The sequence below is a fragment of the Pseudomonas sp. 5C2 genome, from assembly GCF_034314155.1.
Taxonomy (GTDB): Bacteria; Pseudomonadota; Gammaproteobacteria; order Pseudomonadales; family Pseudomonadaceae; genus Aquipseudomonas.
This window is the reverse complement of the sequence record NZ_JAVIWH010000002.1, coordinates 777,955-797,376: the sequence shown is the minus strand read 5'-3', so window position 1 is coordinate 797,376 and position 19,422 is coordinate 777,955. Positions and strand designations below refer to the sequence as shown.

Sequence of the window (19,422 nt, the reverse complement as noted above, 5' to 3'; positions counted from 1 at the left end):
ATCAACCTCGCGCAATCAGAATAAGTGCCACCAGAATCAGTATCAGGGCCACCCAGCGTTCAACATTGACCCGCTTGCGGGCCGCACCGAACCAGCCGAAATGGTCGATCAACACGCTTTTACCCACCTGGCCGGACAGAATGGCAATCATGGTCATCGCGATGCCGATGTGGGGCGTCGCCACTGTCAGCACCACCACATACATCGGCCCAAGGAAGCCACCCAGCAATTGCCAGCGCGGCAACTCAGACAACGCGGGCCCCTGTTGCGGCCCACTGAGCAGCGTTAGCAAAAACAGCAGGGCGGCACCGACACCAAAGATACTCAGGGTTGCCCACAAGTGCCCGACCTGCACACCCAATGGGCCGAGCAATCCGGCTTCGACCGACAGGCCCATGCCCGCGAGAATCACCAGCGGCAGCAGCAGCAACTTTTTCAGCCGGGCGTGCCGGTCCTGATCTTCAAGTACAGCGTTTTCCAGCGGTGTGACGTGCATCAGGTGCGCCTTCTACAAAAATCGAGGTGCAAGACCAAGGCCTTGGCGAGGGCACGAAGTATGGGTTGATCGTCCTTTGCGTAAAATGGGACTATTCACAAAGTACTTTTGCGCAACCCGCACAGCAGGATTAATCATGCACGGCTTCAACGAGTTGGGATTCAAGGCGCTGCGCCTGTTCGTCGCCGTGCTTGATCGAGGGAGTTTTTCCGAAGTTGCGCGCCGTGAAGGTGTGGCGCCCTCCTCGATTTCGCGGCAAATCCAGGTGATGGAAAACGCGCTGCAACAACAACTGTTGTATCGCCATACGCGCGCCGTTACGCCGACCGAGGCGGGGCGATTGCTCGAACATCATGCCCGCCTGGTACTCGCGCAACTGGAGGAAGCCGAGCGGGCCTTGCAGGAGCAGGACAGTGAACCCAGCGGTCTCGTACGGATCAATGCACCGGTGGTCTTCGGCCAACGGCATCTGGCGCCCGGGCTGGCCGAGTTGTGCCGCCGCTATCCGAAGTTGCAACTCGACGTGCAGCAGACCGATACATTCGTTGACCCTTTGCAGGAAGGCGCGGACTTGCTGTTCCGCATCGGCGTCCTGAATGACTCGAGCATGCAGGCGCGCATCCTCGCCCCGCAACGCTATCGGCTTGCCGCCAGCCCGGCGTACCTGGCACGCCACGGTACACCGCAGCACCCGGATGAGCTGGCGGCGCATCAGTGCCTGGCCTACAAAGGCATGACCGGCCAGCAGCGCTGGTTCTTTCGCCTTGGCCAGGACAACTGGGTGCCTTACACCGTCAAAGGCCCACTGACCGGCAATCACGCCGAAACCCTGACCCAGGCCGCCGAACTCGGCATGGGCCTGGTCATGTTTCCCTCGTGGCTGATTGGCGAGGCACTGCACAAAGGGACGCTGCAAGCGGTACTGAGCGAGTTTCACGTATCGACCAGTCTCGAACCCCAACAGATCGCGGCCCTGTGGCCGACCAGCCGACGCCTCTCGGTCAAAGTCAGAACAGTGATCGATTTCTTTGTCGAGCGGTTTGGACCGACACCCTATTGGGATCGTTGAACGGTGTGTTCTTCGGATAGCCGTGTGCTTTTACTTCCTGGCAGCTTTTACTTCCCTGCAATAGTTCCGCAGGGTATTTTCGCACCTTCACCAGCCCATCAATGCGCGGTGGCGTCATTCATTTCGACGCCCACAAGGCGCTGCGCGCAATCAATCAGGAGAGATTAAATGTCTTTTTTCGTTAAAAAGGCCGCTGTTTTGATCCTGGCGATGGCGGCCAGTCTGGGCGGTATAAACAGCTATGCGGCGACTGCGCCGACCAAACAAAAACCGGCGATGCAGACAGTATCGACACTCAGCGGAAAATTCGAATTCAAACTTCCCGACAGCTATGTGGCCAACCCATTGCCCGCAGGCGATGAAGCCAGCGGCACTGCGGGTGAGACCGGAACGATGTACGTCAATAAAACGACGAAGAGCGTGGTCATCGCCGTCGAACACCCTCTGCAGGCTGGGGTGAACGCGAAAGACAATGACGCTGATTTTCTCGACGGCGCGGTTGCCGGCTTTCTCAAACAACAGAGTGCAGGACTGCCTGATTTCAAGAAGCTCAGCGAGAAGAAACTGACCCTCAAAGGTCTAGGCGTGCGCCAGATCGACAGCACCGCCACCATGGGCGGCGGCAGGACCCTCAGCACCACTTTCCTGGCCGGGTCGGGCACTCACATGTCGGTGGTTCAGGTCATATTCCGCGCGGACGACCAGGCTGGGCACGATAAACTGATCAAGCAAATCGTCGGTGGTCAATGAGGTGATGCGCCTGTGAAGCGAGTGAGGCTCCGCTTCCAGGCATCATTGATTGATCTGCTGCAACCAACTGTTCAGGTCCACTATTTCGGTCTGACTGATCGTGTGGCCAATGCCTGGATAGGCATGAAACTCCGGGGTCAGGGACAGGCTTTGCAGCAGCGTCTCTGCGTCGGTTGCACCCGCGTAAGGAAGCTTTCGGTCTGCGGTGCCATGACCGATAAAAATAGCCACCTGTTTGAGGTTGTCGGCAGGCTTCAATTCAGACTTCAACACCGGCAGAATCTTCCCGCTCAATGCCGCGATCCCGCGCACGACCTCGGGATCGCGCAGGGCAACTTCATAGCTCATGATCGCCCCTTGGCTAAAACCAACCAGAAACACCTTGTCAGGCTGGGTGTGGTATTTCCCGGTGGCTTTGGCGATGAAATCAACGATCTTCCCTGCGCTGCTCTTCAGCTCATCCGTCTCGCCATCGTAATCACCCTCGCCCGCCTTTTTGTTGAACCACTGATAGCTGTCTGACTCGACCTCAAACGGTGCCCGCACCGACAGATAGGTGTAGTCGGCGGGCAATTGATCTTTTATGTCGAACAGGTCCTCTTCATTGCTCCCAGAGCCATGAAGAAAAATAATAAGCGGTTTATTGTGTGAGTCGGGACCGGCCTGCTCGATGTAACTCAACGGCAGGTCGGTGTGCAGTGTTGTGTCGGCATGGGCAGCCGTCGATGCCAACATAAACAACACGGTCCAAAGCTTAATCATTTCAATGCTCTCGTGGCCCGTCAAAGAGGCGCACCTGGGGCGATATCTGCCGTGGGTCCGTACTTAATTCAATCAACGCAGGAACGCCCGCCTGCCGGGCACGCTGAAACGCATCGGCAAAATCTTCGGTGCGCTCGACTAATTCACCATAAGCACCAAAGGATCTGGCGAAGGCCACGAAGTCAGGGTTGACCAGGTCGGTCGCCAACACCCGGCCGGGGTACTCGCGTTCCTGGTGCATACGGATGGTCCCCAGCATGGCGTTGTTGACTACGATGACCACCAGCGGTGCACCGAACTGCATGGCGGTCGCCAACTCCTGCGGGTACATCATGAAGCAGCCGTCGCCGGCAAAGCAGACCACGGTGCGCTCGGGGTTGCGTAGCTTGGCGGCAATCGCGGCGGGAAAACCGTACCCCATCGCGCCGTTGGTAGGCGCCAACTGAGTGCCCGGTTGCCGATAGCGGTAGAAACGATGAACCCAGACGGTGTAGTTACCGGCGCCGTTGCTGATCACGGCGTCATCGGGCAGTACATCGTTCAAATGTGCAACCACGCGCGCCATGTCCACGCCGACCAGTTGCGGGTGAGCCTGGGGCGGCGTTGAATGCTCCACGTAATCAGCCCGCGCAGTTTCGGTCCAGGACGTCCACGGCTGCTCCGCAAGCGGCTCGAGTTGCGTCAGTGCAGCAGCAAAACCGCGCAGGGAAGACACAATCGGCAATCGGGCTTGATACACCCGCCCCAGCTCTTGCGGATCGGGGTGCACGTGGACCAATGGCTGCGTCGGCACCGGGCTTTTGATCAGCGTGTAGCCATTGGACACAGTTTCGCTGAGGCGCGAACCGATCACCAACAACAGGTCAGTGGTGCACAGGCGCTCGGCAAGCTTGGGCGAAATGCCCAGGCCCAACTGACCGACATAATGCGGATCACGGTTATCGAACAGGTCCTGGCGACGGAACGACGCCGCCACCGGCAGGTTGTTCACCGTAACGAAATGCTTGATCGCCCGGGAAGCCTCGGCATCCCAACCCGTGCCACCCAACACCACCAAGGGCTTGCGAGCGGCACGGAGCAGCTCGCGCAACTCAATCATCGCGGCCGGGTCCGGCGCTGCGCAGGCAACGCGGACCGGCGACGCGTCGAGACACAGACCGCTGCCGAACAGCACTTCTTCCGGCAGGCTGATCACCACCGGCCCCGGGCGCCCGGAGAGTGCAATGCTGAACGCCTTCGCAACGATTTCCGGAATACGCTCCAGACTATCGATCTCGGTCACCCATTTCGCCAGGCCGCCGAACATCTGGATGTAATCGACTTCCTGAAAGGCCTCGCGGCCCTTGAAGCCACTTTCGATCTGGCCAATGAACAGAATCATCGGGGTCGAGTCCTGTTTGGCCGTGTGCACCCCATTGCTCGCATGGGTGGCGCCAGGGCCACGGGTCACAAAGCAGATGCCCGGCCGCCCCGTCAGCTTGCCGTAAGCGTCGGCCATGTTCGAGGCGGCGCCTTCATGGCGGGTGACGATGGTGCGGATGGCGTGTGCATCGTGCAGGGCGTCGAGCACCGGCAAATAGCTTTCGCCGGGCACGCAATAGACCGTGTCCACAGCATTGTGCAGCAGCGCATCGACCAGGATTTTCCCGCCGCTGCGGGGTTCGATGAGTTCAGGCATAGACTTCAAGCTCCTTGTTAAGGGTTTCCGGCAGGAACAGAGCGACGAAAAAAACATTCCAGGCATCCAAGTGCGGACACTCGACTAACCTCAGCAGAACGGTTGACTCTATAGGGTGATTGCCGCTCATGACAACGATTAGCCGCATCGCGCGAATCCTGATTTCACTGCTGGCATTAGCCGCTGTTTTGTACGTACTGGCCTGTGTGCTGCTGTTCGTGTTCCAGCGCTCGCTTATCTATTTCCCGCAACCTCGCGCCATGAGTAGCCCCTCGACTGTTCTTGAGCTCTCGCAACCGGATGCGAAGGTGTTGGTATCGGTCTGGCCACGCGCCAGCCCCAATGCGCTGATTTACTTCGGGGGCAATGCCGAGGATGTTTCCCTGAACCTGTTGCAGTTTTCGCAAGCGTTCCCGGACCAGGCCCTTTATCTGCTCCACTACCGCAGCTTCGGCGGCAGCACCGGTTCACCCTCCGAGGAGTCGATTAACCGTGACGCCCTCGCTTTGTTCGACAAGGTCCACGCTGTCCACCCTCACGTTACGATTGTGGGTCGCAGCCTGGGTTCGGGCGTCGCCATTCGCCTCGCCAGCGAACGCCCGGCATCGCGACTGATCCTGATTACCCCCTATAACAGCCTCTTGGAACTGGCCCAAAGCAGGATGCCCTTGTTCCCGGTGAAATGGGTTATGCGGGACACGTTTGAATCCTGGCGTTACGCACCACTCATCACCGTGCCGACACTGCTGATCGCGGCCGGGCAAGACGAAATCATACCCCGCGCCAGCACGGAGCAACTCCGCACACACTTCGCCAACGGCGTGGCCACGCTGCAGGTAATCCCCGGCAAAGACCACAACTCTATCTCCGACAGCCCTCAGTATTTGCAAATGCTGCGAGACGGGCTATGAGGGCCTGGCTGGGCATTTCAGCCATCTAGAATCAGGCCTTGGGCATCCGCCTAGATAAATAAGAGCTTTACATACAAACGATAACGATTATCATTGGCGATATGTTTCACATTACGGAATATGCCCAGTGATCAGGAAGTCACCCGTTTTTTCTCGCCTCAATGGCGGCGAAAGCGTCTACGGTTTACTCAATTCAGTCCCCTCCCCCCTGCTGTGCGAAATGATTGCCGGCGCCGGTTATCACTTCGTCATTCTCGATATGGAACACCTGCTGCGGTCCGGCGATGAGCTGATGCATTGCATACGCGCTTGCGAAGCAACAGGGATTTCGGCCTGGCTGCGTATCCCGGAAGTCGACGTCAAACTGATTGGCCGTGCGCTGGACGCAGGCGCCGAAGCCATCGTTCTGCCGCGTGTCGAAAGCGCCGACGAAGTCGCCCGCGCCCTGGAAGCGGCGTATTTCCCACCGCTGGGCAAGCGCGGAATCAGCGGCGGTCGCATCACTGGTTTTGGCCATGTGTCATTGCCCGACTATATCGAACTGGCGAATCGCCAACGCCCCATCGTACCGATGATCGAAAGCGCCTCAGGGCTTCGAGCCCTGCCCGACATTCTCGCGCTGCCCGGCGTTGGCATGGTGCTCGAAGGCGCGCTCGATCTCGCCCTCGATTTGCAACTGGGTCCTGATCCATTGCACCCGCGTGTCTGGCAAGCCCTGCAAGGCATGGCCGATGCCTGCGCCGCCGCTGAAGTTCCCTTTTGCGCAAATCCACGCTCGCCCGAACAACATGCCTGGTGGCGTGACCGGGGGATTCGCAGCTTTCTCGCTGGCGAAGACCGCGGCCTGCTGCACAACGCGTTGAAAGCGCGCTTGAACAGCCTTCAATTTCCCAACTGAGCCTGAACGAAGTCCAGATGAAAACAACAAACTATCTGTTTGCGTTTCCCTTCAGCCTGCTCTCTCTGAGCATCTGCCAAACCGTACTGGCCAACGACCCGCCTGCCGATTACTCGCTCGCCCCTATGGTGATCAAGGGTGACGTGCTCGGTACCGCCAGCGATCCGGAAGTGCGGACCTACTCCGGTAGCCGCAGCGTGATCGACGCCGCCGACTTGAGGAAAGGCAGTGTCCGCGGGATTGACGATGCCTTGCAGCGCGTGCCCGGCGTCAAGATTTTCGATGAGACCGGCACCGGCGCCTTGCCGCAGATTTCCGTACGCGGTCTATACGAGAGCCGAAGCGGACGCATTCAGGCCTTGTCCGATGGTATTCCTCTGGCCTTGGCGCCCTATGGCCAGACGGGGTTGTCGCTGTTTCCGATGACTCTGGCGACAATCGACCGCGTCGACATCGTGCGCGGCGGCGCGGCAGTGCAATACGGCCCGAACAATGTCGGCGGCGTGATCAACTTCATCAGCGCGCCGATTCCCCATGAAATGCAGACCACTATTCAGGAGCGCACCACCTTCGCCGCCGGCGGGCGCCAACTGTTCGACACCTACCTGGGGACCGGTGGCTACCTGACCGACAACTTCGGCCTGCAACTGGACGTCAATACCATTCAGGGCGAATACGGCCGCGAGCACTCCGATACCGACATCCAGAACTACCGTCTGCGAGGTCAATGGAACATCGATGATGACCGCTCACTGAGTTTTGGCGTGCAGCACTACACGGCCGATATGGACCTGGCAGGCGCCCTGAGTGTCAAGGACTACAAGGACGATCCGCGCCAGTCGACCCGTCCCCTAGACCGCTTCGAAGGCGATACCGACCGGGTCTGGGGCACTTACACGCAACAGTTTGGCGCCATGGGCCCTTTCGATTCAGTCGAGTTCAGCTGGACCAACTTCGCCCACAAAAGCTACCGCAACTTCGTTGTTGGCCTGCCGTTCACCCCGGAGGGTACCGCTGTGACCCAGCAGGACGGTCCGCGTGACTTCAAGGTCTGGGGCAGCGAACCGCGCCTGAGCATGAGCATCGACGGTGACAAGGTCGGTCAAACCTGGGTGCTGGGTGCCCGCTACGTCAAGGAAGACATCGATTACCGGGTTGATCGCGAAGCCCTCGGCACTGGCGTGACCAGCGTCTTCCGTGACTGGCATTTCAACGACGAAGCCAAAGCCGCCTACCTGAGCAACGCCATAAGCCTGCTCGACCGACGCCTGACCATTACCCCGGGCATTCGCTACGAAAACGCGCGAATGGACTATAGCGACGGGATCACCGGTTTTCAGCACAGCAACCTGGCCGAAGAATGGTTGCCCGGCCTGACCGTGGGTTTCCAGGCCAACGACGATTGGTTCGTGTACGCCAACGCCCAGCGCTCATTGCGTCCACCGCAGATCACCCAAATCGTCAAGGAAGGCGACGTGGGCGCGGAAATCGCCTGGAACTACGAGACCGGCGTGCGCTACACGCCATGGCAAGGCTTGCGCGTCGATGTCGGTCTGTACCGCATCGATTTCGATAATCAGATCGAGTACAACGCCACCACCGACCGTTACGTGAACCTGGGCAGCACCCGCCATCAGGGTATCGAGACTGAACTGTTCTGGACCCCGTCGGTGACCCCGAACCTGGACCTGCATGTCAGCTACGCCTACCTCGATGCCAAGCAGCGAGCCGGTGACTTCAAAGACAACGAAGTGCCTTTCGCGTCCAGACACCAGTTCAACGCCGAAGGTCGTTATCACTTCTCCCAGCACTGGACCTACAGCCTTGATGGCCTCTACGTCAGCAGTGCCTACACCGATGCGGCCAACAGCGGCGCGGAAAACGCCAGTGCATCGGTTGGCAGGCTACCGGCCTATTGGGTCTTCAACACAGCGCTTGAGCGCGAATTCAAGCTTGACGACAAAAGCGTGCTGACCACATCCGTCGGCATCAGCAACCTGCTCAACCGCGAATACTACTTCCGTGGTATCGACACCAGCCCATGGGGTCGCCAGCCGGCCCCGGAGCGCGCCCTCACCCTCGGCGCAAATTACCGCTTCTAACTGCGCACCCGCGCCCCTGTAAAACCAGTCGCCCAACCTGCTTGGGACGGGCGACTGCTGCCCCCAGGAAACTCGTCATGCACCGTCCTCTCGTCATCCTCAGCCACGTCACCCACGCCGCCGTTACCGAAGGTTTTCTGCCCGCCGCCCGCAAGCGCGGACTGTCAGTGGTGCTGATCAGCGACCATGCCCAGGAGCATCGGCGCCTGCTCGCCACGTCCGACTTTCCCGCGCAGGACTTACTGATCCTCGAGTGCGACGTGTTCAATCCCCTTGCGGTGATTGAACTGATCAACGCTCATGGCCTGCGCCCTGCAGCAGTGTTTTCCAACAGCGATCATCTGCAAACCGCCACTGCGTTAGTGGCGGAAACCTTCAACGTGCCCGGCAAGGACTGGCTGATGTGTCACTGGGCAAAAAACAAGGCGGTCATGCGTGAACGCATGCAGGATCTGGGCTTGCCCGGCCCCTGGTTTCATGTGCTGACCGCTGGCAGCGCGGTGCCCGACGATGCAGTATTTCCGCTAGTGGTGAAACCCACCCAAGGCGTGGCCAGCCTTGATGTGCGCTTGTGCCACAACGCCGACGAGCTGAGCGATTACTGCGCCCGGTTCTGGCAGCAACAACCCGGTCGTGCGTTGTTGCTGGAGGCCTACATGGAAGGCCCACTGTTTACCCTCGAGACTCTCGGCGACGGTCAGCGGTTGCAAGCCATCGGCGGCTTTGATGTCAGCCTGTCGCCACCCCCGCACTTCGTCGAACTCGCTGCGCGCTGGAACGGCTCATTGAGCGTTAACCATCGGGCGGGAGCGCTGGCTCAGGTCGCTGCTTTTGGCATCAACTTCGGCGTGTGCCACAGCGAATTCATCCTCACTGCCGAAGGACCGGTGCTGGTGGAAATCAACTACCGCAGTATCGGCGACGGCCGCGAGTTCCTTCTCGACCGCCTGCTGCCCCAAGGCTGGTTCAACCGCATCCTCGGCGTGCACCTTGGCGAACCACTGGTAGATGCCCAGCCCGGCCTGGCGCAAGCGCTGGTGCATTATCTGGTCGCCGACACACCTGGCCGCTTGCAGCAGGCTTCCAGCAGTTTTCGTTACGAGCAGGACAATCACTGGAGCGACTACCGTGCGCTGCGCGAGATTGGCGACGACATTCACGTGAGTCACTCGAATAAGGATTATCTGGGCGTACTGCGCCTGATCGCCCCGGATACTGCCAGTCTGGACGCACGTTTCGCCGCCACATTGGCCGATCTGCGCTGGGTGATGGCATGAGCGTTGTGGCGCAGGATGCTGATCACGCAGCCATCAGCCAACGCATTATCGATTGCTGCCTGCGCGAAGATATTCGCGGGCTGCTCAGCCAAGGCATCGTCCAGCACCTGCCCACCGAACTGCACGAACACTGGCCCGCAACCGTCAGTCCTTACTGGCTGCGCATCGCCCACCTGGACGCCGATGAACTCTGGCTGCCGGTTCACCCAGGCGGCCCGTTGCAGACCTGGAGCACGTCCAGCCATGCCTGGCTCTGCCAGCAAGACGGGCACGTCCGCATCGAGCACGGTTACGCACGCTGGCTCGAACAGTTGAGCAACGGCCTGGACGACGCCAGCCTTGAGCTGTTTGCCGCGTACCGCAAAGAAGCCGACTGCGCCGTGCACCATCGCGCGCTGTGTCATGCAGCCTATCAAGAACACGCGACCGAACTGAGCGACATCCTCGACAAGCCCGCCTGGGACCAACGCCTGATCGGTATCGACCGACTCGCCAGCTACCTGGACCATCCGTATTACCCTACCGCCCGCGCCAAAAGTGGCTTCGACAGCACAGCCCTCAAACGCTACGCCCCGGAGTTCGCCCCGCGCTTCAAACTCAATTGGCTGGCGCTGCCAAATGCGGCCCTGACGTTGAGCAGTTCGCCGCCCAAACATTGGCCGAGCTTTGTCGAGTTGGGTCTGAAACAGAGCCTCGAAACCAGCCATACCCTGCTACCGGTGCATCCGCTGACGTGGCTAGAGCTGGAAAAATACGGGTTACCCGAAGGCACGATCAAGGCACCGCACAGCGCTATGGACGTTGAGCCGACCCTGTCGGTGCGTACCGTGATGTGCGTCGAGCGACCGCACTGGCACATCAAACTACCGTTGCTAGTGACCACCCTGGGCGCCCGCAACCTGCGCCTGATCAAACCCAGCACGCTGTATGACGGCCATTGGTTTCAGACCACGCTGCAAGCACTGGCTAAACGCGATCCTCAGCTGGGCATGCGCTATCTGCACGTTGATGAGGAACATGGCGGGCATGCCGATGAAAGCCGCCACCTGGCCTATATTGCGCGTCACTACCCCGGCGAACTGGGCGTCGCCACACTGGTGCCGGTCGCCGGCCTCGCCAGCCCGTTGCCCGATGGTCGACTGTTCGTCGAGCAACTGGTCGAGCGCTTCTACCAGGGCTCACTGCAACGCTGGCTCGAAGATTATCTGGACCTGCTGCTGCACGTGCACCTGCGCTTGTGGCTGGGTTATGGCATCGCGCTGGAAGCCAATCAGCAGAACGCCGTGCTGATCTTCGAGGCTGATCGCCCACTGCGTTTGCTGATGAAAGACAACGACGCCGCACGCCTCTGGCCCGAGCGCTTCGCCGCAGCCTGCCCCGACCTTGCGCAGCGTCCTGCAGACTTGCGTGACGAGCGCATCCGCGTCAACGATGCCCAGCCACTGGCCGAGATGTTCTGCACCATCACCTTGCAACTGAACATCGTCGCGGTGCTGGAAGCGATCATTGCCGCCGACCTGGCACCCCGCGGGCCACTCTACGCCACCTTGCGCCAGCGCCTGATCGATTGCATCGGGCAACTAGAGGGCGAAGGTCTGGACTGCACTGAAGCCAAGCGCGTTTTGCTGGACAGCCCGAAACTACCGGTGAAATACCTGCTCAGTGCCGGCAGCTTGTTCAGCAAAGCATACTCAGGCGCCCAGGACATCAACAAGTTCTATGGCTACAGCGCGGCAAACTTCCTGCGGGAGGCGCACCCGTGCAACGCAGACTGATCGCCAGTGTATTGCTTGGCCACTATCTATCGGCCTTCACCGCCCTCGGCATTCCGTTGTACCTGCCACGCATCCTCGCCGACCTGGCGCCGGATGCGCCGGGCTGGAGCATCGGTGTGTTGTTTGTCCTGCCGACCCTGTGTACCGCTCTGACGGCGCCACTCTGGGGTCGCTGGGCGGATAGACGGGGCTGTCGCCTGTCCTTGCTGCGTGCCCATGCCGGACTGTTTGCGGGCTTTCTCCTGGCCGGGTTCAGTACCAACCTGCCGATGTTCGTGCTGGCCTTGATCATTCAAGGCACCTTTGGCGGGGCGATGGCCGCATCCAATGCCTACCTGGCGACCCAGTTCAAGGACGGCGACCTGTCTCGGGCCCTGAACTGGACTCAATACTCGGCACGCCTGGCCATGATCAGCGGCCCCATTCTGCTCGGTCTTATGACGGCGCAAGGGTTGGGACTGGAGCTGTATCGCTACCTGGCCTGGTTACCGTTACTGGCGTTCGTGATGATCCTGCCGTTGCCCGCCGATACACCCCGTCATCAGGCGAATGCGACCACAGCCGCCGGCCCACTTAGCCAACTGCCGACGGACATGCCACGTCTGCTGCTGGTGCAATTCCTGTTCAGCTTCGCCATGGTCGTCACCTTCCCTTATTTCGTCCCTTACGGCGAAGCACTGGGCATTGGCAACGACGCACTGATCGGCCTCCTCTACAGCCTGCCGCATCTGGTTTACCTCATCGCCCTGCCTTGGGTCCAACGGCATGCCAGCAACTTGCTGCTGCCCGGCCTCGGGCTGCTGGCCGTGAGCAATGCCCTGCAGTTCTGGAGCAGCCAGGCCGAGCCTTTATTTGCCCTGCGCCTGCTCAGCGGTGCAGGAATGTTGCTGGGCTTTGTCGGCTTGCATCGCTGCCTGAGCCAACGCAGCCGCCAAGGCAGTGCCGGGCGCATGTTTGGCTGGTTCGATGCCAGCGGTAAATGGGCCGGCACAGCTGCCGGTGTGACCGCCGGGCTGGTCAGTCAGACCTGCGGCATCACCTCACCTTTTCTCGTTGCCTGTCTGGCCGCCGTTGCTGCGATGGCCTTGGCACGCCCCCTACTCATGACCTCGCGGGAGATACCAGCATGACCCTTGCTCTGACCACCGCTTCCCTGCATGAACGCGCTCTCGATGGTGAAGCCCAACGGCACGCCATTGAATGCCTGCTCAATTGTTATCTGCGTGAATACGCCCTGCCACGCGACGAGGCGAGCCTGGACTATCGTGCTCAGGATCTGCCCATGAGCCTGCGTCAACTCAATGGCCAGTGCATCAGCATCCGGCTGCCCAGCGGGCGACTGGTGGTGCGAGTCGACCGCGCGAGTGTGCTCGGTCGTTGCCGCTTTGTCAGCGCCCCCTATTTCAAGGGCAATGGGCACAGCTGGCACCCGTTGAACGCGACCGAACTGGCGCGTCTGCTGTGCGTGCCGCTGAGCCAGCCGGACCGTGTGGGCGAGATGTTGCAGCAGGTCGATAACAGCCTGCAGATCACCCGGACCTTTCTCCGGCATACCCGCGCCGATCGCGATCAACCGACTGACAGCCTGCTGGCTTCAGAACAGCATCAGATTTGGGGGCACGCCCTGCATCCAACTCCCAAGAGCCGCGAAGGCATCTCGCAAAATGCCCTGTTGGCCTGCTCGCCGGAAGTCGGCGCGTGCTTCGAGCTGCACTGGTTTCGTGTTGATCCGGCGTTGATCCAGCATCAAGGTGACGATCCCCGAGAGACCCTGTATCAGCTGTGTGGTCGAAACGATCTGTACCCTTGCCACCCGTGGGAAGTCGAGCGGATTCTGGCCGACCCGCTGGTCCGTCGCGCACAACAGCGTGGCCTGCTGGAGTACCTCGGCCCTCAAGGCCTGGCGCTGTACCCGACCTCGTCGGTACGCACCCTCTATCACCCCGAGCTTGCCTATTTCCTGAAATTTTCGATGCATGTGCGGCTGACCAATTGCGTGCGCAAGAACGCCTGGTACGAACTGGACAGCGCGGTCGCCCTGACCCGCTTGCTCGCACCGGTGATGGCCGAGCTGGCCCACGCACTTCCGGATTTTCTGCTGATGCCGGAACCGGCCGCCAGCACCCTGGACCTGAGTAGTCTTGGCACCCAGGAGCAGGCCCGCGAAGTCACCGAATGCTTCGGCATCCTCTACCGCCAGAACCTGGATGAGGCCACCCGCGAGCGCTACCAACCGCAAGTGGCCATGGCGCTATTCACCTGGGATCTGCAAGGTCGTAGCGTTTGTCAAAGCCTGGTGCAGCAATGTGCCGAGCGTCTTCGTATCGACGTGGCCGAGGCGACCCTGCGCTGGCTCGACGGCTATGCCAGTCAACTGCTCGGCGGGGTAATGCATTGCCTGTTCCGTCAGGGCGTGGTGCTGGAGCCACACTTGCAGAACACCCTGCTGGGTTTCGACGCCGACGGCTTGCCTTGTCGGGTCTGGATTCGCGACCTGGAGGGCACCAAGCTGGTGGCCAGCCATTGGGCACCGGAACGACTCAGCGAACTCAACGAGCGCACCCGCGCCTCGCTGTACTACAACGAGGATAAGGCCTGGCAGCGCGTCGCCTACTGCGCGCTGGTGAACAACCTGGGCGAAGCGATCTTCCATTTGGCCAACGCCGATTCAGGGCTGGAAAACCAACTGTGGATGCATATCGGCACGCTGTTGCAGGCACAACGAGCGGTGCTGGATGACCCCGTGCAGCTGCGCGAGTTATGTGCAGGGGCACCGCTGCCCAGCAAGGAAAACTTCATGACCCGGCTGATGATGCGTGCCGACCGCGAAGCAGGCTACACCGCCCTCCCCAGCCCGCTGTTCACTGCTCGCGCGAGGGCCCGTTCATGAGTTTGCCGACACGCGTCACCCAGGCCATCGGCCAATTGCGCGAGCAACAGCAAACACCGCTCTGTGCTTACGTCTATGATCTGGTCGCGCTGGAGCAGCACGTTCGGAACATGCGTGAAACGCTGCCCGCCAACTGCGAGCTGTTCTATGCCGCCAAGGCCAACCCGGAAGCACCGATCCTGCGAACCCTGGCGCCGCTGGTAGACGGCTTCGAGGCCGCGTCCGGTGGTGAGTTGCGCTGGCTGTATGAGCAATGCCCAGGGCATTTGCTGATTTTCGGCGGCCCCGGCAAACTCGACAGTGAGCTGGAAATCGCCATGGACTACCGGATTTCGGCCTTTCACGTCGAGAGCCTGACAGAGTTACGCAGCCTGGCGCGCATCGCTGCCAGACGGCGCCAACGGACGCCGGTCCTGCTGCGCCTGAACCTGAAACTGGCTGAAGCACCCGATAGCCGTCTGGTGATGGGCGGTAAACCGACCCCCTTCGGCCTGGACGAAGACGCATTGGACGAAGCGCTGAAGCTGTTGCGTGATGAGCCCTGGCTGGAACTGCAGGGCCTGCATTTTCATGTGCTGTCTCATCAGCTTGATGTGGGCGCTCACCTGAGACTGATCCGCAGCTACTGTCGCACCTTCAGCCAGCTCTGCGCCGAACACGGTCTGCAGCTGCCCCTGCTCAACGTCGGAGGCGGCATGGGCATTAATTACCAGGACCCGCAGAACTCGTTCGACTGGACGACATTCTGCCAAGGGCTCAAGGCATTGATCGCGGAAGAAGGCATGGGCGATACGCGCATTCGCTTCGAGATCGGCCGTTTTATCAGCGCGGCCTGCGGCTACTACGTGATGCAAGTCCTGGACATCAAACGCAGCCATGGTCAGTACTTCGCCATTGGCCGGGGTGGCACCCACCACTTCCGGACACCGGCGGCCCAGGGGCATGACCATCCTTTTGTCGTGATACGGGGCCAGCAACCCGCGCAGTTGCAGAATCAGCAGGTTACCCTGGTCGGCCAGCTGTGTACGCCAAAAGATGTGCTGGCAAGCCAGCAAACAGTCACCGCCCTCGCGATTGATGACCTGCTGGTGTTCACCCTGGCAGGCGCCTATGCCTGGAACATTTCGCACCGGGACTTTCTGATGCATGAACCACCGCAGATGCTGTTTCTAACGACATAAAAAACTGACGACATAAACAGGGCAACCTGACCACACAGCCATGCCACCCCTGCGCATCACGTAGTGGCTGGCACAGGCTCATTCACGAGGCGGTTGGCGGCCAGCTCGTCCGGCACTTTGACGAAAATGCTGTACTTCGCGCCTTCCATGGCTTCAAAGGCGATCAACTTGTCGACCAACGCGATGCTGATTACCTTGCCAGCATTGAGCAGGAGCATGCCATTGTCGGCATTGAGGTTGCGTGCAAGCACCATCCCCCTCAACAGTTCACGGGTGCCAACCACCTTGACCGTTGGATCGTTCAGAGTGACATCGCTCAGGTAGGCGGCACAGACCTGAACGAAGTCTTCCACCAGCGCTGGGTCATAAAGACGGCCGGCGTACTTACGGATAAACACCAGGGCTTCATCACTGTTCATTTGCCGTTCGAGGATCAACCCGCGCTGCAACTCGATAAAGTCCACGGCCAGCTTCAGCAAGCGCGAACCAAACGGGATAGCCTCGCCTTTGAGGTGGTCGGGGAATCCCGTGCCATCCCAACGCTCTTGGTGGTGAAGAATCAACTGGGCCGCGTCCTGCATCGGCTCCAACGTCATCAACAGCGACTCGCTCTGTTTCGGATAACCGCGATAACGCTCACGATCCGTATGGTGCAACAGGTCGGCAGGCGCGCTCATCATGCTGTCGCTCCAGCTCAACTTGCCGATGTTGTAGAGCGCTGCCGCCATGGCCAGATCGCGGCTACTCGCCTCGTCCATGGGGTGGGATTTGCAGTAGGTGCGAATCAAATCGATGATTTGCCGGTTGGTCTGCTTGCTTTTAGGCAACCGTTGATTGACCAGCAGGGAGAACACCTCGGTACTGGTCGCGTAACTGTGCTTCAACTCGTCATAGGCCAGGTCGAGCATGTCCGCCGTCTGTTGCAGCTCGGACATGCGTGCGACAACCCGCTTTTCCAAGGTGGCATTAAGCGCCTGCAACGCCTCGTTCTGCTCATGGGCCAGACGCTCCAGGCGTTGCCGCTCGCGCTCGGAATGCTGATGTTCCAAGGCCTGCCGCAAGGTCAGCTGCAACTCCTCGTCGTTCCAGGGTTTGCTGATGTAGCGATGAATCTTTCCTTCATTGATCGCTTTGACGATGGTGTCCAGGTCGGCATATCCCGTCAACAGGATCCGTGTGGTACCTGGATAGCGCTGGTGAATCTCCGCCAACAAGGTAGCGCCATCCATATTTGGCATGCGGGCATCGGTCATCACCAGATCGATACGCTGGTGGGCCATCAACTCAAGTGCTTTTTCACCGCTTTCGGCAAAGAACAAATCATACGGCTGGCTGCGCAGCAGACGGCGCAAACTGTTAAGAATGAACTCTTCATCATCCACCAGCAGCACGCAGGGTTTATAAGCCGAAACAGAAGCGGATTGCTCATCCATAGCGTTACCTGACATCACTCATTTGAGGGCATTTTCGGGTTTTTCATGATAAAAACCTCGCTCCCTCGCTTTTTTGGCTAAGGGCTGAGGCATTTTTAACAAACTGATGGCACATTAGCTACGGTTTCCCAGCGAAGTGCCTCGTCGAGGGCTATGCTCCGAAAAATGGGATCCAATGTATACGTAACCGTTGTCGCGCCTTCAGGAAGGGAAATCCGTATGCTTATTTTTCATCTGATCGCAGACCTGCCGGGTAGCGTTGAATGAGCACCCCGACCACTCACGCCAATCGCCGCGTGCTTATCATTGATGACACGCCATCGATTCATCAGGACTTTCGTAAAATTCTCTGCCCGAAGCCGGACAGCGAAGAGTCCCTTGATGCAGCGGAGGAAGAGCTCTTCGGCACAGTACAGGTCACTCGGAAAAATTTCGAGCTTGATTCCGCCTATCAGGGGCAAGAAGCCCTTGAACGGGTCAAGCAAGCACTGGCAGAAGGTCGGCCCTACGCACTGGCCTTCATCGACATGCGCATGCCACCCGGCTGGGATGGTCTGGAGACTATTGAGCACCTGTGGAAAGCCGACCCGCAATTGCAAATCGCACTGTGCACTGCCTACTCCGATTACTCGTGGGAGGCGATGACCGAGCGCCTTGCGTTCAGCGACCAACTGCTGATTCTGAAAAAGCCGTTCGACAGCCTGGAAATCCGCCAGATGGCCAGTGCGCTGACGGTCAAATGGCAAATGACACAGGATGCCGCGGCAAAAATGCGCAACCTGGAGGAAACCATCGCCGAGCGCGTTCAGGAATTGCTGAAAGTATCCCATCTGCTCCAGTACGATGTGTTGACGGAGCTGCCCAACAGTACGCTGCTGGGTGATCGGTTGACTCAAGCGATTGCCCTGTCCCGCCGCCATGATACGCAATTGGCAGTGATGTTCATCGGCCTGGATCGTTTTGAGCGGATCAATAACGCGCTGGGGCATCCCATCGGCGATGAAGTGCTTAAACTTGTCGCTCAATGCCTCGCCCACACCGTACGCGAGTCCGACTCGGTGTTTCGCTATGGCTCGGATGAATTTGTCCTGGTGCTGTCCGATGTCCATCACCCCCAACAAACCAAAAGCATTGCGGAGAAGTTGTTGGCCACCATCAAGGTTCCTCGCTATGTCGCCGGGCATGACCTGAGTGTGACCGCGAGCCTGGGCATCAGCATCTTCCCCGGTGACGGTGAAGATGCCGTCACCCTGATCAAAAAAGCCGAAACCGCCATGCGCAGCATCAAGGACAGCGGTCCGGACAACTTCTGCTTTTTTTCCAACACCATGAACCAGCGTGCCCGCGAGCAACACTCTATCGAGTCAGGCATTCGACTGGCGTTGGAGCGCAACGAGTTTGTCCTGCATTACCAACCAAAATTGAACCTGAAAACTGGAAAAGTAGTCGGCGCCGAGGCTCTGATCCGCTGGCTCAAACCGGGGCAAGGTTGGCTTTTCCCATCTGAGTTCATCCCGGTCGCCGAAGACAGCGGCCTGATCGTCCCGCTGAGCAAATGGGTATTGCGCGAGGCCTGCCGCCAGACCTGCGCGTGGCAAGCGGCCGGATTACCGCCGATTCGTATGTCGGTGAACATTTCTGCCACTGAGTTTCGCCAGAGGGGTTTTCTCGAGGGGATTCGAACCGTACTTGAAGAAACCGGAATGAACCCTGAGCTGCTGGAACTGGAAATCACCGAAAGCGTGCTCATGCAAAATGCCGAGTCGACGATCCAGATCCTGCAAGCGATCAAGCACATGGGCATCCGCTTGGCCATCGATGACTTCGGAACTGGCTACTCCAGCTTGAGTTACCTGCGTCGTTTCCCCATCGACGTATTAAAAATCGATCAGTCGTTTGTCCGCGACCTGAGCACCGACAGCAACGACGCGGCGTTGGTCAGCGCCATTATCAGCCTGGGGAGAAGCCTCAAGCTGAACATCATTGCCGAAGGTATCGAAACCCAGGATCAGCTTGATTTCCTGAAAACCAACCACTGCGAAGAAGGCCAGGGCTATTTCTTCAGCCGAGCGGTAGAGCCACGTGCATTCGCCAAAATATTGAGTGGTGAGCAATTGGAAGCGGCACGACTGGAATAAATCGGACAGGACGAGACCGCTGGCGTATTTCAGGCCGGGACACCATTAAATTTATCGGCAGC

At 59.5% G+C, this 19,422-nt stretch carries 15 protein-coding genes; 11 read left to right on the top strand and 4 right to left on the bottom strand.

Annotation, left to right across the window (positions count from 1 at the left end; translation table 11 throughout):
* Position 1 precedes the first annotated feature (1 nt).
* Entirely contained in the window at positions 2 to 496 is a 495-nt protein-coding gene (locus tag RGU44_RS04350; protein ID WP_322215830.1) for a DMT family transporter, read from the bottom strand.
* A 136-nt stretch (positions 497 to 632) separates the two neighbouring features.
* On the opposite strand from RGU44_RS04350, the gene RGU44_RS04345 reads away from it, so the two are divergent.
* Together RGU44_RS04345 and RGU44_RS04340 are read left to right on the top strand one after the other, a co-directional pair.
* Positions 633 to 1,565, top strand: a complete 933-nt coding sequence (locus RGU44_RS04345; protein WP_322179593.1) for a LysR family transcriptional regulator — start codon at positions 633 to 635, stop codon at positions 1,563 to 1,565.
* A 168-nt stretch (positions 1,566 to 1,733) separates the two neighbouring features.
* On the top strand, positions 1,734 to 2,315 hold the full coding sequence (locus RGU44_RS04340) for a hypothetical protein (protein WP_322179594.1): 582 nt from the start codon (positions 1,734 to 1,736) through the stop codon (positions 2,313 to 2,315).
* Positions 2,316 to 2,357: 42 nt separating this feature from the next.
* Here the strand turns inward: RGU44_RS04340 and RGU44_RS04335 are convergent, their stop codons facing one another.
* Positions 2,358 to 3,077, bottom strand: a complete 720-nt coding sequence (locus RGU44_RS04335; protein ID WP_322179595.1) for an alpha/beta hydrolase — start codon at positions 3,075 to 3,077, stop codon at positions 2,358 to 2,360.
* A gap of 1 nt (position 3,078) precedes the next feature.
* Positions 3,079 to 4,755 (bottom strand): thiamine pyrophosphate-binding protein, encoded by a 1,677-nt coding sequence (locus tag RGU44_RS04330; RefSeq protein WP_322215826.1) that lies wholly within the window; start codon positions 4,753 to 4,755, stop codon positions 3,079 to 3,081.
* Positions 4,756 to 4,883: 128 nt separating this feature from the next.
* Between RGU44_RS04330 and RGU44_RS04325 the strand changes: the two genes are divergently transcribed.
* The 8 genes from RGU44_RS04325 (at position 4,884) to RGU44_RS04290 (ending at position 15,789) form a co-directional block, all read left to right on the top strand.
* Complete coding sequence (locus RGU44_RS04325) at positions 4,884 to 5,666, top strand: alpha/beta hydrolase (protein WP_407074627.1); 783 nt, start codon at positions 4,884 to 4,886, stop codon at positions 5,664 to 5,666.
* Positions 5,667 to 5,793: 127 nt separating this feature from the next.
* Positions 5,794 to 6,564 (top strand): HpcH/HpaI aldolase family protein, encoded by a 771-nt coding sequence (locus tag RGU44_RS04320; RefSeq protein WP_322215823.1) that lies wholly within the window; start codon positions 5,794 to 5,796, stop codon positions 6,562 to 6,564.
* A gap of 17 nt (positions 6,565 to 6,581) precedes the next feature.
* Positions 6,582 to 8,666 (top strand): TonB-dependent siderophore receptor, encoded by a 2,085-nt coding sequence (locus RGU44_RS04315; RefSeq protein ID WP_322215822.1) that lies wholly within the window; start codon positions 6,582 to 6,584, stop codon positions 8,664 to 8,666.
* Positions 8,667 to 8,743: 77 nt separating this feature from the next.
* Entirely contained in the window at positions 8,744 to 9,943 is a 1,200-nt protein-coding gene (locus RGU44_RS04310) for a siderophore biosynthesis protein PvsA (protein WP_322215820.1), read from the top strand.
* Complete coding sequence (locus RGU44_RS04305) at positions 9,940 to 11,718, top strand: IucA/IucC family protein (RefSeq protein ID WP_322215818.1); 1,779 nt, start codon at positions 9,940 to 9,942, stop codon at positions 11,716 to 11,718. Before RGU44_RS04310 ends, RGU44_RS04305 begins: the two co-directional genes overlap by 4 nt.
* Entirely contained in the window at positions 11,703 to 12,848 is a 1,146-nt protein-coding gene (locus RGU44_RS04300; RefSeq protein WP_322215816.1) for an MFS transporter, read from the top strand. Before RGU44_RS04305 ends, RGU44_RS04300 begins: the two co-directional genes overlap by 16 nt.
* A complete protein-coding gene (locus RGU44_RS04295; RefSeq protein ID WP_322215814.1) occupies positions 12,845 to 14,608 on the top strand; it encodes an IucA/IucC family protein in 1,764 nt (587 codons plus the stop codon). The genes RGU44_RS04300 and RGU44_RS04295 overlap by 4 nt, the downstream gene beginning before the upstream one ends.
* Positions 14,605 to 15,789 (top strand): type III PLP-dependent enzyme, encoded by a 1,185-nt coding sequence (locus RGU44_RS04290; RefSeq protein ID WP_322215812.1) that lies wholly within the window; start codon positions 14,605 to 14,607, stop codon positions 15,787 to 15,789. Before RGU44_RS04295 ends, RGU44_RS04290 begins: the two co-directional genes overlap by 4 nt.
* A gap of 56 nt (positions 15,790 to 15,845) precedes the next feature.
* On the opposite strand, the gene RGU44_RS04285 is transcribed toward RGU44_RS04290, so the two are convergent.
* Positions 15,846 to 17,222, bottom strand: a complete 1,377-nt coding sequence (locus RGU44_RS04285; RefSeq protein ID WP_322179605.1) for an HD domain-containing phosphohydrolase — start codon at positions 17,220 to 17,222, stop codon at positions 15,846 to 15,848.
* Positions 17,223 to 17,485: 263 nt separating this feature from the next.
* On the opposite strand from RGU44_RS04285, the gene RGU44_RS04280 reads away from it, so the two are divergent.
* On the top strand, positions 17,486 to 19,360 hold the full coding sequence (locus RGU44_RS04280; protein ID WP_322215809.1) for a putative bifunctional diguanylate cyclase/phosphodiesterase: 1,875 nt from the start codon (positions 17,486 to 17,488) through the stop codon (positions 19,358 to 19,360).
* Positions 19,361 to 19,422 lie beyond the last annotated feature (62 nt).